Source organism: Nitrincola schmidtii, assembly GCF_008973715.1.
GTDB lineage: Bacteria > Pseudomonadota > Gammaproteobacteria > Pseudomonadales > Balneatricaceae > Nitrincola > Nitrincola schmidtii.
This window is the reverse complement of sequence record NZ_WBOL01000013.1, coordinates 60645-75919: the sequence shown is the minus strand read 5'-3', so window position 1 is coordinate 75919 and position 15275 is coordinate 60645. Positions and strand designations below refer to the sequence as shown.

Here is a 15275-nt window from a genome sequence, read left to right as displayed (position 1 = left end):
GAATTAACAGATCATGAGAGGTGATCATCATGTCTAAGCATTACTTGGCAATTGAAGGCGTCAACAAAACCTTTGGTACAGGCAATAAATCGACTTGCGTACTAAAAGACATCAACTTGTTTATAGAAAAAGGTGAGTATATTTCTATCATCGGTCACTCAGGATGCGGGAAATCAACAGTATTAAATATTGTCGCTGGTCTCTTATCTTCAAGTAGCGGTGGAGTAATACTTGATGGTAAGGAAGTTAATTCCCCTGGACCAGATCGAAGTGTTGTATTTCAAAATCACTCACTGCTTCCTTGGCTCACCGTTTATGAAAACGTTGCCATCGCTGTTAATAAAACTTTTCGAAAAACTAAGACGGCTGCTCAGAGACATGAATGGATTTTACGCAGTCTGGAAATGGTACATATGTCTCATGCCCTTGATAAGCGGCCAGCAGAAATTTCAGGAGGAATGAAACAGCGTGTTGGCATTGCTCGCGCACTTGCCATGGAGCCAAAAGTACTTTTGTTAGATGAGCCTTTTGGTGCGTTAGATGCACTTACTCGAGCTCATCTTCAAGATGAGGTGATGAAAATTCAGGCTGAAATTAACAGCACCATCATCATGATTACCCATGATGTGGATGAAGCTGTGTTGCTATCAGATCGAATTGTGATGATGACAAACGGACCTGACGCAACCATCGGTGAGATCTTAGACATCGATCTACCTAAGCCTAGAAATCGGATAGATCTAGCAGATGATCCTAAGTACAACCGATATCGTCGCGAAGTTCTGCGCTTTCTATATGAAAAACAGCGCAAAGTAGAAACGCTTACCCCAGCACGTAAGACTCAAAATCTTAAAATAGAAACTGACGCGAAAGCGGTGAATGCATAGCACTATCCTCACTCGTCATAGCTCATAGAGGCGATACAATGAAAAAGCAACTTGTGGTTATCGGTAATGGTATGGTCGGCCACCACTTTGCAGAGCAGTTGATGTCATCCGCTGCTGCAACAGAATACGAACTGCGAATTTTCGCTGAAGAACCTTGTCGTGCTTATGACCGTGTTCATCTGTCTGAATATTTTGATCACCCAAGCAAAACTCACTTGCAGTTAGGTGATGAAGATTTTTACAGCAAACATCAGATTCAATTACATCTTGCAGAACCCGTTACTAAGATTGATCGCGATGTTAAAAAAGTAATATCGAATAGTGGAGAGTATGTCTATGACATACTGGTGTTCGCTACGGGCTCTTATCCTTTTGTTCCTCCTATTCCGGGTAATGACCAACCGCACTGTCTGGTTTATAGAACTCTAGAAGATCTCGATGCAATACAAGCCAGTGCAGACGGAGCTGCTCATGGTGTTGTCGTGGGTGGGGGGTTGCTTGGGCTTGAGGCTGCTCATGCTCTGAAAAAGCTCGGATTGGAATCTCATGTGGTTGAGTTTGCACCTCGTTTAATGCCGGTGCAGCTTGATACCGAAGCGGGAACATTACTGCGTCGTAAAATAGAAGATCTAGATGTTGGTGTTCATACCAGCAAGGCAACTGAGCAGATTATTGAGGGACAAGATAAACGCTTGAGAATGTGCTTTAACGATGGCAGCTATTTAGAAACGGATCTTATCGTTTTTTCTGCAGGAATTAGACCACAGGACAAACTTGCGGCTGAGGCAGGCCTCACGATAGGACAGCGTGGAGGAATTCTAGTCGATAGCCACTGTTGTAGCAGTGATCCTCATATCTATGCCATTGGTGAATGTGCAGTTTGGAATCATCAGCAATTTGGTTTAGTGGCACCCGGTTATACCATGGCTAGGGCAGCTTTAGCACATATTCTAGATGATAGGAGTACCCAGTTTAGCGGTGCTGATATGTCTACCAAACTAAAATTACTGGGTGTCGATGTTGGCTCTATTGGAGATGCTCATGGGACATCACCGGGTGCTTTAAATTATCGCTATGCTGATGAATTAACAGGGGTATACCGAAAGCTAGTGGTATCGGAGGATGGTAAACATCTTCTCGGAGCAATCTTAATAGGTGACAATAGCTTTTACGATACCTTGTTGCAGTACGCGCTTAATGGCATAGAGCTACCATCATCACCTGAGATGCTTATTTTGCCATCAAGTACAGGTGAAGCTGTTTCTTTAAGCAGTTCTGCTTTACCCACAGAGGCAACCATTTGCTCATGTCATAATGTGACGAAAGGCAATATATGTGAAGCCATCGATCAAGGAGCCATCTCTTTAGCTGATATCAAGTCAACGACGAAAGCGGCAACAGGCTGCGGTGGATGTGCAGCAATGGCTAAAAGCATCTTGGATAGTGAGCTTGAAAAACGAGGCGTTCATGTTGATAAATCACTTTGTGAACATTTTCATTTTACCCGCCAAGAGTTATTCCATGTAGTTAAAGTAGAAGAGATTAAAACCTTCGACGCGCTAATAGAGCGTCACGGAAAAGGAGGAGGGTGTGAAATCTGCAAACCTGCCGTTGCATCCATCCTTGCAAGCGTATGGAATGAACATATTCATGAACCAGCCCATGTCGCCCTTCAAGATACTAATGATACCTTTATGGCAAATATGCAAAAGAATGGAACCTATTCTGTTGTGCCTCGAATTCCCGGCGGTGAAATTACACCAGCAATGCTCATTAGCATTGGTGAAGTGGGAAAAAAATATAATCTCTATACCAAGATTACCGGTGGTCAACGCATAGATCTGTTTGGTGCTACCTTAGATGAATTACCTAAAATTTGGGAAGAACTTATCGCTGCTGGATTTGAAACAGGCCATGCCTATGGTAAGTCTTTAAGAACGGTAAAGTCCTGTATCGGTGATACCTGGTGTCGATACGGTGTGCAAGACAGTATGAGCATGGCGATTCGTTTAGAAAACAGATACAAGGGGCTGCGCTCACCTCATAAAGTCAAAATGGCGGTGTCGGGTTGTACTCGAGAATGTGCTGAAGCACAAAGTAAGGATATAGGCGTGATAGCCACCGAAAAAGGATGGAATCTTTTTGTCTGTGGGAACGGCGGTATGAAGCCTCGTCATGCTGACTTGTTTGCAACCGATCTTGATGACGAGACATTGATTCGTTACATAGATCGTGTGCTGATGTTTTATGTTTACACAGCTGATCGTCTGCAGCGCACTTCAGTATGGATGGAGAGTTTGGACGGTGGGCTAGAATATCTTCGCCAAGTAGTCATCGAAGATCGTTTAGGTTTAGCAAAGGAGTTGGAGTCTCGCATGCAGCACGTTGTAAACACTTATCAGTGTGAGTGGAAAAGTGCGTTACAAGACCCTACGAAACGCAAGCGATTTCGAAGTTATGTCAATGCAGACGAACCTCGCCGAGCGCGAATTGAGATGATTGAAGAGCGAGGCCAGATGATACCTGCTCGTCAGATAGCTGAGGAGGAATATTCATGAATTCATTAGCAAAGACAATTCCCGAATGGCTTGAGGTTTGTCACCTAGACGATCTGGTGATGGGTTCCGGTGTGGCTGTTCTTGTCAAAGGAAAGGCGGTAGCGATTTTTGCTATAGGGTCTAATGATTTCAAACTCTATGCTATTTCCCATAAAGATCCTTTTTCAAATGCAGATGTGTTAGCTCATGGGATCGTCTGTGAAGGTAATGGCGTTTGGACTGTGGCCTCACCGATTTATAAGCAACATTTTCGTCTAGATACTGGGGAATGTTTGGAAGATCCTACGGTGACGGTCAACACTTGGCCTATTCGTCTACGAGGTAATCTTGTAGAAATTAATACCTCGGATGAGGTTTCATGAATGGCTAGAGATTATTCAATGGATTGTGGTTATATAAAAATTCATAATTAGTATTTTAAGTTATATGTGTTTCAGGTTAGACTGCGCTCATCTGTCAATACCATCGCCTGAGTTGCAGGTGAAAAGGAAACGTTAAGCGATGTATCAATACAACAAGGTCGATCAAAAAATTGTTGATGAGCGTGTCGAGCAATTTCGTGATCAGACACGACGCTTTTTAGCAGGCGAACTGTCTGAGGATGAGTTTCTTGCCTTGCGTTTAATGAATGGACTCTATATTCAGCGTCAAGCACCGATGCTGCGTGTAGCCATTCCTTATGGGCTCATGTCTGCCAACCAGCTTCGTAAACTGGCGCATATTGCGCGCACTTTCGATAAAGGTTATGGACACTTTACCACGCGGACCAATATCCAGTTTAACTGGCCTAAGCTCGAAGAAGTTCCTGATATCTTGGCGGAATTAGCGCAGGTGCAGATGCACGCGATCCAGACGTCGGGTAACTGTATTCGTAATACCACGACTGATCATTTTGCCGGTATCACTGCCGATGAGATTGAAGATCCGCGTCCTTGGTGTGAAATTATTCGTCAATGGTCGACCTTGCACCCAGAGTTTGCTTATCTTCCGCGCAAATTCAAAATTGCTGTCACCGGTAGTTCAGAAGATCGAGCCGCCAGTCAGGTTCACGATATTGGCTTACATTTAGTCACTAATGAACAGGACGAGATAGGTTTTGAAGTACTCGTAGGTGGTGGGCTAGGTCGTACACCGGTCATAGGTAAGGTGATTCGTGAGTTTTTGCCTAAGCACGATTTGTTGTCCTATTTAGATGCGATTTTACGCGTTTATAACCTAAAAGGCCGTCGTGATAACAAATACAAAGCACGCATCAAGATTTTAGTGGAATCGATGGGTATTGATGCCTTTCGTGATCTGGTTGAAGCTGAATGGCAATTCACGAAAGATACAGAACTGCGTTTAACCGATGACGAAATCAACCGTGTAAAAGGCTTTTTCCAACCTCATCCCTATGAAAGTCTAGAAGCTGAATCGCCTGCATTAATCCAGCAGTTGCAATCTGATGTCGATTTTAAGGTGTGGTTCACTCGCAATACTCGTGCTCATAAAGTGACAGGTTACCGCTCTGTTGTGGTTTCTTTAAAGCCACATTTAGGTGCCCCAGGCGATATTACTGATTTGCAAATGGATATCGTTGCAGACCTTGCTGATCAATATAGCTTCTCAGAGATACGGTCTACTCACGATCAAAACCTAGTACTAGGGGATGTTCGTCAAGATGATCTTTATGAAGTCTGGAAATCACTGGCAGAACATAATCTGGCAAGGGCAAATATCAATACCTTGACCGATATGATTGTTTGCCCAGGGTTTGATTTCTGTTCTTTGGCCAATGCCAAAACATTGAATATTGCTGATGCGATTAATGCAGAATTTGATGACTTGGATTACCTCTACGATCTCGGTGATATCCAGCTGAATATGTCAGGTTGTATCAATGCCTGTGGTCATCATCACGTAGGGCATATTGGTATCTTGGGAGTCGATAAGAAAGGCGAAGATTGGTACCAGATCACCCTAGGTGGTTCCGGTCGTGAAGACGCTTCGCTTGGAAAAGTACTTGGCAAAGCGGTTGCCGCAGATGAGGTTCCAAGTGTGCTGCGTAAGTTATTGGAAACCTATGTAGAGCAGCGTACGGATGAAGAGCGTTTTCTAGATACCGTTCGTCGTGTTGGCTTGGATCCATTTAAGGAGAAGGTGTATGCCGCTGCTCATTGATCGTCAATTAACTGAAAATAAATGGGTGTTGATTAACCCAGAAGAAGGTCAACAGGCCAGTGATCTGGTTGCTGGAGTTGAGAATCTCCTTATTCCTTATGCCCTGATGGAAGAATTTGCGATCCTTAACCTGGATGCGATGGGTCCTCAAAGGATGGGTATTCAACTGAACGGTGATGATGATATCAGCGATCTGGCAACGTGGTTGCCGCAGTTGTCTTTAATCGCCATTGAATTCCCAATCTTTCGTGATGGTCGTGGCTTTAGTTTGGCCCGTCAAATACGCCGATTAGGCTATCAAGGTGAGTTGCGTGCTGTCGGTCATTTTGGTCGCGATCAGCTAGGCTATCTAGAGCGTTGTGGCTTCAACGCATTTGATCTGGCTGATGAGAAGCACAGCGATGATGTATTTAAGGCGTTTGATGAAATCAGCTATCACTATCAAGGTGCCGCTGATGACCCGCGTCCTATTTATCGCCAAGAAATCAATACTGAGCTGAGTTAAGTGTATGTCTGAACAAGTAACCCCTCAATCGCCAGTAAAAGAGCCTCACTCTTTAGCGCTGAGTGTAAAGATAGAGCAGGTCATAGCACAGCTCAGCGAAGCGCAAACCTTGTATCAAGGTAATCTTGTGTTGGCAAACAGTTTGGGCGCAGAAGACATGGTGTTGACGGATCTACTAGCGCGCTTTCTTCCAGAGGTTCCTCAGTTTGTATTGGATACGGGACGTTTGCCTGAAGAAACCTTGACGCTGTTGCACACACTTTCTGATCGTTATCCTCATCTGTTGGTTCAGGTGTATTACCCTGAATCCTCTGCCGTTGAGGCCTATGTTCGTGATCATGGTATCAATGCCTTTTATCAATCTCAGTCACTGCGTAAAGCCTGCTGCTTTGTGCGTAAGCTTGAACCCCTTAAGCGTGCATTGGCTGATCGACAGGCCTGGATTACGGGCTTACGTCGGGAACAGTCTGTTACTCGTGATGCTGTCGAATTTTCGGAGTGGGATGAGTCAAATGGTTTACAAAAGCTGAATCCTTTAGCGGATTGGACTGATAAAGAGGTCTGGGCTTATATTCATCATTATGATGTTCCTTACAATGCTTTACATGATCAACATTACCCTAGTATCGGTTGCGCGCCTTGTACTCGTGCGATTAGTGTGGGGGAAGATCTGCGTGCTGGACGTTGGTGGTGGGAAAACCCTGAAAGCCGTGAATGCGGTTTGCATGCTGCTTCTAGCATTCCGTTACGACAAGAATCCTAATCCTTAAGCCTTCATATAACTTACCTTTCGAGCAGCCAGATGGAATATTTACCCCTCTTTTTTGACTTAAAACAGCGAGATGTCCTGCTGGTGGGTGGTGGCGATGTGGCGCTTCGAAAGGCGCGCTTATTAAGCCGAGCTGGCGCTCGATTAACGGTCGTTTCGCACGCGATAGATCCAGAACTTGCTGAATTGTTAGAGCAACATCAGGGGGAAGCAATCCTAGGTGATTACCATGCCGATCTACTGCAGGGTAAAACCTTGGTGTTAGCCGCAACAGATGATGAGCCACTGAATGAACGCGTCCATCATGATGCTGTGGCTGTCAATATCCCTGTGAATGTGGTCGATAATCCGCCGTTATGTACGTTCATTTTTCCAGCGATTGTCGATCGCTCACCGATCGTCATAGGTATCAGCTCTGGTGGACAATCTCCGGTGTTGGCGCGCATTTTACGTTCAAAATTAGAAAGCCAAATACCCGTCAGCTTCAGTCGATTAGGTCAGTTAGTCGGACGTTTACGCGATCAAGTCAAAGCACGCTTTAGTTCTGTTAATGAACGTCGCGTATTTTGGGAAAAAGTACTGAATGGTCAAGTGGCTGAAAAGGTCTTTGCGGGAAGAGATGCAGAAGCGGAAGCTCTCCTGTTGGAACAGATAAAAGAGGGTTCAGCTGAAAACCACACAGGTGAAGTCTATTTAGTGGGGGCCGGGCCGGGTGATCCTGACTTATTAACCTTCAAGGCTTTACGCTTAATGCAGCAGGCTGATGTGGTACTTTATGATCGATTGGTATCCGATGAAGTTCTTGAGCTCTGTCGCCGTGATGCTGACATGATCTATGTCGGTAAAAAACGTGATAATCATGCAGTTCCTCAACATGACATCAATCAGCTGTTAATTGATCATGCTAAAGCCGGTCGTCGAGTGGTTCGACTGAAAGGTGGAGATCCGTTTATTTTCGGTCGGGGAGGGGAAGAGTTAGAACAACTCAAGGCAGCTGGAATTCCGTTTCAGGTAGTCCCTGGCATTACCGCCGCCAGCGCTTGTTCTACCTATGGTGGTATTCCTCTGACACATCGTAATTATGCACAATCTGTTAAGTTTGTGACGGGGCAGCTGAAAAACAGAACAACCGACCTCAATTTTGCAGAAATGATTACTCCCAATCAGACCATCGTGTTTTATATGGGGTTGCATACCTTAGAACTGCTTGTGCAAGGTCTTATTCAGCATGGCAAGCCTGCAAATACCTTAATTGCCATCGTGTCTCAGGGTACCTCAACAGAGCAGCGCGTCATTACGGGTACCTTAGATACTATTGTCGAACTTCAACATCAAGCACAGCTTGAAGCGCCTGCCATTATCATTGTCGGTGAGGTGGTTGCGCTTCACTCTCAACTCAGTTGGTTTGGCAGCACTGATTTGTTGGCAGGTTAAACTGTTAGCAAAGGTCGTTTAACCAGCAGCGTATAAGGAAGCCCATGCTTGTGGCATCATAGACTCATGAGCAACTGGTATGTTTACATGCTCCGCTGTGCGGATAACTCGCTTTATACAGGCATCACCACTGATGTCGTTCGCCGCGTGGACGAGCATAATGGTTCAGATCGCCTTGCCGCCCGCTATACTCGTGCCCGTAGACCCGTCATTTTGGTTTGGAAAGAGCCTCATTTAAATAGAAGTAGCGCTTCAAAACGTGAAGCTGCATTGAAAAAAATGAGTCGTTCCATGAAAGAGAAGCTTCTCAACCAATGAATTATACCAATTATCACCGGATTCTGCTTTATTCGCAGCGCATCAATGACTACAATAGATTGAATTAACTTTGCACTTCTGGCAGAAGAAAGGAAATAAAATGCTGTCTAAATCCTTGAAAAAAGTTGTTATTACCCTAAGTGTTGCATTATCACTTTCGGCGACAATGGTACATGCTCAAAGCGAAAACGATCCTTGGGAAGGCTTTAACCGAGCGGTATTTAACTTCAACGAAGGTCTAGATCGCGCTGTTCTGAAGCCTGTAACTCAAGGCTATCGTTATGTAACACCACAAATTGCACAAACCGGTGTTAACAACTTCTTTGAAAACCTGAAAGATGTTCGCACCATGTTCAATAACCTTTTTCAAGGTAAAGTTCATAATGCGCTTGAGGATTTCTCTCGTATTACTTTTAACACGACCTTTGGTTTGGGTGGCTTGATCGACGTCGCTACCCCAATGGGAATCGCCAAAAACAACGAAGACTTTGGCCAAACTCTAGGTTATTGGGGCGTTTCTTCAGGTCCATATGTGGTACTTCCTTTGTTTGGACCCAGTACTGTTCGTGATACTGTGGGTATGGTTCCAGATTGGTATATTGACCCACTTTACTATGTCGATGATAATTCAACACGTGTACCCTTGCGTGTACTTCGTGTAATCGATACGCGTTCACAGCTACTTGATGCAGAGCGCATCATCAGTGGTGACCGCTATAGTTTTATTCGTGATGCGTATTTGCAGCGTCGTGAATTTTTAATCAATGACGGTGAAATGAACGTTACGTTTGACGAATCAGATTTTTAATCTTTTTTGTTGATTGTTTTTCAAATAGGCCGGCTCATGAATCCGAAGCATCAAAGGTTTAATGATTTATGAGTCGTGCATTTCAGAATATTCTTTTGGCCTCATCGTCGACTGAAACCATTGATAGATTATTCGAAATTTGTGAGATGTGTGATGAGCCTAACATCAAAGTGGTACTGGTTCGTGACACACAATCCGCTAAAGAAGCGCTTGAAAGTTTAACTCTTTCACTCGCAATTCTTGACCTTAATACCCTTGGGCTTGAAGAGCTAAAGCTGTTTTCTAAATACCTCAGCCCAAAGCCAGTGGTTGCGTTGATTTCTGAAGACAGTTCGGTCGCAATGCGCATTGCACTTAGAGCAGGTGCCGATGACGTTTTTTTGCGCTCAGAGCTTTATGAAAATACTCATGCCTTCATAACCTCTATGCGTCGTCAAATTCGCCGCGCCACTCACATAGAAGATGCCAACACACTGCGTGACTCTCTAGAGCGTAGTTTGGATGAGTTAAGGGCAGACCATCATGCTGCACAGCACGTGCAACAAAATTTATTGCCAGAGCCCGAACAGTACATTAACGGTGTTAGATTTGAATATACCTTGACTCCGTCCTTGTTACTCAGCGGTGATTTTGTTGATGCTATAAAAATTAACGATGATTTGAGTATGTTTTACCTAGCCGATGTTTCTGGTCATGGAGCATCATCAGCGCTTGTCACTGTGTTACTCAAAAATCTAACGGGTCGATTACTGCGTAACTACAGACGAAACTCAAGTTTTGATCTGCTTTCGCCGATGGCTACCTTACATAGAGTGAATCAGGAAATACTGTTGACTCGAATGGGTAAGCACATGACGATGTTTATTGGTTTACTTGATACCAAGACTTCAAGATTAACTTATGCGGTGGGTGGTCATCATCCCATGCCTGTCATGTGTACATCCGGTAATGCTGAATTTTTGCAAGGTCGTGGTATGCCTGTGGGTATGTTTGAAAAACCCGTGTTTGAAGAACGTCAAATCGATCTGCCCGAAGAGTTTACATTAACGCTGTTTTCCGATGGAATTCTGGAAACGATCGTTGAACCTTCTCTAGCAGACAAGGAAGCTTTGCTACTGAGAACCTTGAAAAATGGATTTATTTCATCTGGAGATTTAACTGCACAGTTGGAATTTGGTGCAGAATCACATCCGGATGATGTAGCCATTATGACAGTATCCCGAGCCTGAACATGAGTGATGGTGAAATTTTTTATGCCTGTCAGGATGGGCATTATGTGCTTAAGTTTGTTGGAGAAGTGCGCTTAACGCTCTGCTCTACGATAGATAAACACCTTGAGTTGTGCCTTTCCAATGAGCTGATCAAAGATACGCTTATAGATCTGACAGAAACGACCAATATCGATAGTACTTCTTTGGGATTAGTAGCAAAGCTGGCAATTAAATGCAGCGAGAGAGACATGCCTAAACCGACGCTGGTTTCCACGAATCCCGATATCACCCAAATTCTATTGGCGATGGGTTTCGATCAGGTGTTTTTGTTACTGGATTTTTTACCCACCAGTGTAACAGATCTGAAACAAGTGCCATTTGTGGCTGAATCAGAAGACGATGTTCGTAAGCGAATTATCCATGCTCACAAAGTGTTGATTGATTTAAACGAAAGTAACCGAAGTGCTTTCAAGGATCTCGTCGAGACCCTTGAAAACTGTTCTTGAAAGCAGCTATTAAAGCTGACTTAGCAGTGTTTCCAGTTTCACCTGATCAGCGGCAAAGTTTCGAATACCCTCTGCAAGCTTCTCGGTGGCCATAGCATCTTCGTTCATCTGCCAACGAAACGCTGACTCATCGATCACTTCTTTGATATCTTCTGAAGAGACGGAACTAGGGTCAAGACGACGTACTAGCTTTTCTTCAGATTCTGCTAGCTCTTGCATGAGTGCAGGGCTGATCGTTAAACGATCACAGCCTGCTAGAGAACGAATTTCGCCGATATTACGGAAACTGGCTCCCATGACCACAGTATCAAAGCCGTTCGCCTTGTAATAACGATAGATGCGGCTAACGGACAGTACGCCAGGGTCTAGCTCACCAGAGAAATCCTGATCAGGATGACGCGCTTTATACCAATCTAAAATCCGTCCAACGAAAGGCGAGATAAGGAATGCACCCGCATCAGCACAGGCTTTGGCTTGGCTAAAGCCAAATAGTAAAGTCAGATTACACTGAATACCTTCCTTCTCCAAAATTTCTGCTGCTTTGATACCTTCCCAAGTGGACGCGATTTTAATTAATACCCGTTCACGACCGATACCTAGCTTTTCATACATGGCAATGAGTTGACGTGCTTTTGCTAGGGTCGCTTGGGTATTAAAGGAGAGTCGAGCATCTACCTCGGTAGAGATGCGCCCCGGAATCATCTGACTAATTTCATTACCCACCAGAACAGCCAGTTGATCGGTCATATTTTGCAATAGTTCAGCGTTGCTACCGCCAAATACCTGAGCTTGTTGTTTCGCTTGCTGAAGCAGATGAGCATATTTTGGGTCTTGAGCTGCTTTCAACATCAGTGATGGGTTAGTGGTAGCATCGACGGGTTTGAAGCGAGCAATGGCGTCAATATCCCCAGTATCAGCCACGACGCTGGTCATTTGCTTAAGTTGTTCTAACTGATCCATCATTTAATCCTTTCCTAAAACAAAGTTGAGTGCTTGTTGAAATACCTCTGGACCGGCCATTTTTTTATGACCATTCTCACTGATGTGGCGACGGAACTGCTTACCGCCACGCTGACCATGAAACAATCCTAACAGGTGTTTAGTAATGGCATATAAAGGCGCACCTTGTGCCACTTGCGCTTCGATATAAGGTATAAACGCTTCCGCTATCGCTTCTCGAGTTGCGATAGGATGCGGGTCATTAAAATAACGCGTATCGACCTGACTTAACAAAGGATAGGGGTTTTGATAAGCCTCACGACCAATCATCACACCATCTACCTTTTGCAAATGTTCATCACATTCTTCCAGGGTTTTGATACCACCGTTGATAATGATTTCTAACTCTGGAAACGTCTGTTTAACCTCGTAAACACGATCATAACAGAGTGGCGGTATTTCGCGATTCTGCTTTGGGTTTAATCCCTGCAAAATGGCTTTGCGAGCATGCACAATAAACGTCTTGCAGCCACTTTGGCGCACTTGATCGATAAAATTAAGCAGATACTCTTGGCTATCTAACTCGTCGATACCTAATCGATGCTTAACGGTCACCGGAATAGAGACAGCGTTCTGCATGCTGGCTAGACACTCCGCAACCAGTTGAGGATGTCCCATTAAGCAGGCGCCAATCATATTGTTTTGAACACGATCACTGGGGCAACCGACATTAAGGTTGACCTCGTCATAGCCATGATCTTCAGCCATGCGAGCGCATAAGGCTAGATCGTCTGGATTGCTGCCACCTAGCTGAAGAGCGACAGGGTGTTCATCATCGGTGTAGCGCAAAAAACGTTCACGATGACCGTGTATTAATGCACCTGTCGTCACCATTTCCGTATAAAGCAAGGCATGACGAGACATGAGCCGATGAAAAGAACGACAGTGGCTGTCAGTCCAATCCATCATGGGAGCAACGGAAAAGCGTCTTGCTATCGAGACTTCTGTGACTACAGGCTTAATGCCTATGGTTTCTATGTTTTCAACTGTCTGACTAATATTCATTTGAAGGAGGAAGGCTCAAATCCACATAATGCTTTAAGGGTTAGGATTATACAGTGGGACCAATTCATTTGCGAAAAAACGTGACTCTGAAATTGATGCCCTAGTTCTATGCGGTTTTAAACTAAGAGCTTAGGGTAAATGATTAACTGATAATTTTTATCTATTAATTACAGATACTTTAACTGTATTCGAGAGCCTATGTAGTACTAATTGATACAGTTGTCCTAGTTAAAAATCACTTTATTTTTCTGTGAAATTGAGACAGTATGAAATATGCCCAAATCTTAATGTGTCGTAATGTGCAACGTAAATAACAAGAATAACAAAGGCTTCCTAATTGAAATGAAACAAAACCTACCTGCCACCCAAGTTGATGAGGGTTAATCGGATACGCCAAAATCCTATCAACTAAGCGCCTCAAGGGCGTTATCGCTTATGTCAATGACGACTTTATAAACATAAGCGGTTTCAGGGACGATAAGTTTTTTTGCAAAAACCCTAACATGGTTAGGCATCCGGATACGCCGCCCGCTGCATTTGAAGATGGTTGGTCTAGCATGAAGTTGGATCATCGTCGTATGACTCTGAGAGTAAATAATGATGGAAGATAAAAACCGGATTGATGCTTTGTATGGGCAGATCGAACACGAGGTGCGCAAGCAGATTCGGGTAATCATTGAACGTGAGAAGGTAGCCCTAGCAGAAGGGTTTTATGTTGTGATGCTAAGCGACCCAGATTCCAAGCCGTTTCTGGAGGCGGCCACTGTGCAGCAGCGTCTCAAGCCCAGCATGGCTGTCTGGCTGGAACAGTTGCTTTGCAGTGAGGATAGTGCCGCACTGACACAATTCATCGCCATGCAACGCCATGTGGGGGAGGTGCATGCCCGTGCCCAGATCCCAGTTAACTTGGTATTGCGTGGCATGCAATGGCTCAAACAGACGATTAACCAGCATTTACAACAATCTAGTTTGCAGCGTGATGAGCTGATTAGTGCCGTGTTGCATGTGTACCAGCTGTTTGATATCGCCTTTGAGGTGATGAGCGTCTCCTACGTCTGTTCTCATGATATGGGCGTTCGTGCGGATGAAGCCTTCAAGCTGTTCGTCTCGGGATATAACATGGCCGCCGAACGGGAGCGGCAGTTGGGGGCTTTGCTGGAATGGGAGAGCCGCTTATTTCGTGAGTCGGCGATTGAGCTTCCCCTGCGTGAGGTGGTGTATTTGCGTGCTTCTTCGTTTGGGCTATGGCTTAACCATAAGGCCAGTCTGGTGTTTGATGAGCAACGTGAGCTTAGTGCCCTAAACCAATCTATTGAGTGTATCGACACAACTCTCATTCCACAGCTTGTCGCTGCTCAGGCGGTCGAGATGTCGAATGATAGTAGGCGCATTTTGCTGCGAACTATTCAACACGAAATCGAACAGATTAAGTTTTTGCTAGGGGATATGTTCGATCGCGCAAACGATATGGAGGTGGGGCGTGATGTACTAACCCAGTTGTTCAATCGGCGCTATTTACCCTCCATTCTCAAACGTGAAATTGAATTGTCGCGACGCAAGGGATTCAGTTTTGCCGTGGTGATGCTGGATGTGGATCACTTCAAGAAGGTAAATGACAATTACGGCCATGATGGAGGTGATCTGGTGCTCCAACAGGTTGCCAGACTAATGACCAACCGAGTGCGTTCTAGCGATTTTGTATTTCGTTATGGTGGTGAGGAGTTTTTGCTATTGCTTACCGAGGTAGATGAGGGGCAAGCGCGCAAGGTGGCAGAAAAACTTTGTACCAGTATCGCTGAAACGCGCGTGATGCTGTTGACTGGAAAGACCATTACAGTAACTGCCAGTCTCGGGGTCGCCCTGAGTGATGGCCATCCCGATTACGAACGCATTATCCAACGTGCTGATGCAGCCCTTTATGAGGCTAAAAATTCGGGGCGTAACCGTGTGGTGTTAGCATAGCATCGGCTGCTCTAGTGATCCGCACTGAACAACAAACTAAGGTTCTCATCAATGGGTGAAGTGAAATACCGGTAAACTGAAGAGTATTTTAGATGCACAAGTCTAATTTATGAGCAAAAAATACAATAAGTCAGTATTTTGGATTATGCTTAA

14 protein-coding genes are annotated in these 15275 nt (G+C 44.7%); 12 read left to right on the top strand and 2 right to left on the bottom strand.

All coding sequences use genetic code 11. From position 1 onward, the window contains the following. Positions 1–29 precede the first annotated feature (29 nt). The 11 genes from F7R24_RS11875 (at position 30) to F7R24_RS11825 (ending at position 11156) form a co-directional block, all read left to right on the top strand. The gene (locus F7R24_RS11875; RefSeq protein ID WP_151671474.1) at positions 30–887 is read left to right on the top strand and encodes an ABC transporter ATP-binding protein; all 858 of its coding nucleotides are present in this window, start codon (positions 30–32) and stop codon (positions 885–887) included. A 38-nt stretch (positions 888–925) separates the two neighbouring features. Next, positions 926–3445, top strand: a complete 2520-nt coding sequence (nirB, locus tag F7R24_RS11870; RefSeq protein ID WP_151671473.1) for a nitrite reductase large subunit NirB — start codon at positions 926–928, stop codon at positions 3443–3445. Beyond that, positions 3442–3807, top strand: a complete 366-nt coding sequence (gene nirD, locus F7R24_RS11865; RefSeq protein ID WP_151671472.1) for a nitrite reductase small subunit NirD — start codon at positions 3442–3444, stop codon at positions 3805–3807. Before nirB ends, nirD begins: the two co-directional genes overlap by 4 nt. 139 nt (positions 3808–3946) lie before the next feature. Further along, positions 3947–5605: a nitrite/sulfite reductase gene (locus F7R24_RS11860; protein WP_151671471.1), complete on the top strand. Its 1659-nt coding sequence runs from the start codon at positions 3947–3949 to the stop codon at positions 5603–5605. Next, positions 5589–6110, top strand: a complete 522-nt coding sequence (locus tag F7R24_RS11855) for a DUF934 domain-containing protein (RefSeq protein WP_151671470.1) — start codon at positions 5589–5591, stop codon at positions 6108–6110. The genes F7R24_RS11860 and F7R24_RS11855 overlap by 17 nt, the downstream gene beginning before the upstream one ends. A gap of 4 nt (positions 6111–6114) precedes the next feature. Beyond that, positions 6115–6873, top strand: coding sequence for a phosphoadenylyl-sulfate reductase (locus tag F7R24_RS11850; RefSeq protein ID WP_151671469.1), 759 nt, complete (start codon positions 6115–6117; stop codon positions 6871–6873). Positions 6874–6912: 39 nt separating this feature from the next. Further along, positions 6913–8313, top strand: coding sequence for a siroheme synthase CysG (gene cysG / locus F7R24_RS11845; RefSeq protein WP_151671468.1), 1401 nt, complete (start codon positions 6913–6915; stop codon positions 8311–8313). A 66-nt stretch (positions 8314–8379) separates the two neighbouring features. Beyond that, a complete protein-coding gene (locus tag F7R24_RS11840) occupies positions 8380–8631 on the top strand; it encodes a GIY-YIG nuclease family protein (RefSeq protein ID WP_151671467.1) in 252 nt (83 codons plus the stop codon). A 100-nt stretch (positions 8632–8731) separates the two neighbouring features. Continuing rightward, complete coding sequence (locus tag F7R24_RS11835; protein WP_151671466.1) at positions 8732–9439, top strand: MlaA family lipoprotein; 708 nt, start codon at positions 8732–8734, stop codon at positions 9437–9439. A gap of 68 nt (positions 9440–9507) precedes the next feature. Continuing rightward, positions 9508–10668 carry a PP2C family protein-serine/threonine phosphatase gene (locus F7R24_RS11830; RefSeq protein ID WP_151671465.1) on the top strand — a complete coding sequence of 387 codons (1161 nt, stop codon included), beginning with the start codon at positions 9508–9510 and terminating at the stop codon, positions 10666–10668. 2 nt (positions 10669–10670) lie between these two features. Then, a complete protein-coding gene (locus tag F7R24_RS11825; RefSeq protein ID WP_151671464.1) occupies positions 10671–11156 on the top strand; it encodes an STAS domain-containing protein in 486 nt (161 codons plus the stop codon). Positions 11157–11165: 9 nt separating this feature from the next. On the opposite strand, the gene tal is transcribed toward F7R24_RS11825, so the two are convergent. Together tal and dusA are read right to left on the bottom strand one after the other, a co-directional pair. Next, entirely contained in the window at positions 11166–12119 is a 954-nt protein-coding gene (tal, locus tag F7R24_RS11820; RefSeq protein ID WP_151671463.1) for a transaldolase, read from the bottom strand. Then, positions 12120–13160, bottom strand: a complete 1041-nt coding sequence (dusA, locus tag F7R24_RS11815) for a tRNA dihydrouridine(20/20a) synthase DusA (protein ID WP_151671462.1) — start codon at positions 13158–13160, stop codon at positions 12120–12122. Positions 13161–13757: 597 nt separating this feature from the next. Here dusA and F7R24_RS11810 point away from each other — a divergent pair. After that, positions 13758–15122 (top strand): GGDEF domain-containing protein, encoded by a 1365-nt coding sequence (locus F7R24_RS11810; protein WP_151671461.1) that lies wholly within the window; start codon positions 13758–13760, stop codon positions 15120–15122. Positions 15123–15275: the final 153 nt, after the last annotated feature.

Coding starts and splice junctions, on each gene's coding strand:
- F7R24_RS11855 (WP_151671470.1), top strand. CDS start 5,589: ATGCCGCTGCTCATTGATCGTCAATTAACTGAAAATAAATGGGTGTTG.
- F7R24_RS11830 (WP_151671465.1), top strand. CDS start 9,508: ATGAGTCGTGCATTTCAGAATATTCTTTTGGCCTCATCGTCGACTGAA.
- cysG (WP_151671468.1), top strand. CDS start 6,913: ATGGAATATTTACCCCTCTTTTTTGACTTAAAACAGCGAGATGTCCTG.
- F7R24_RS11860 (WP_151671471.1), top strand. CDS start 3,947: ATGTATCAATACAACAAGGTCGATCAAAAAATTGTTGATGAGCGTGTC.
- tal (WP_151671463.1), bottom strand. CDS start 12,119: ATGATGGATCAGTTAGAACAACTTAAGCAAATGACCAGCGTCGTGGCT.
- F7R24_RS11810 (WP_151671461.1), top strand. CDS start 13,758: ATGATGGAAGATAAAAACCGGATTGATGCTTTGTATGGGCAGATCGAA.
- F7R24_RS11835 (WP_151671466.1), top strand. CDS start 8,732: ATGCTGTCTAAATCCTTGAAAAAAGTTGTTATTACCCTAAGTGTTGCA.
- nirD (WP_151671472.1), top strand. CDS start 3,442: ATGAATTCATTAGCAAAGACAATTCCCGAATGGCTTGAGGTTTGTCAC.
- F7R24_RS11840 (WP_151671467.1), top strand. CDS start 8,380: ATGAGCAACTGGTATGTTTACATGCTCCGCTGTGCGGATAACTCGCTT.
- dusA (WP_151671462.1), bottom strand. CDS start 13,160: ATGAATATTAGTCAGACAGTTGAAAACATAGAAACCATAGGCATTAAG.
- nirB (WP_151671473.1), top strand. CDS start 926: ATGAAAAAGCAACTTGTGGTTATCGGTAATGGTATGGTCGGCCACCAC.
- F7R24_RS11825 (WP_151671464.1), top strand. CDS start 10,671: ATGAGTGATGGTGAAATTTTTTATGCCTGTCAGGATGGGCATTATGTG.
- F7R24_RS11875 (WP_151671474.1), top strand. CDS start 30: ATGTCTAAGCATTACTTGGCAATTGAAGGCGTCAACAAAACCTTTGGT.
- F7R24_RS11850 (WP_151671469.1), top strand. CDS start 6,115: ATGTCTGAACAAGTAACCCCTCAATCGCCAGTAAAAGAGCCTCACTCT.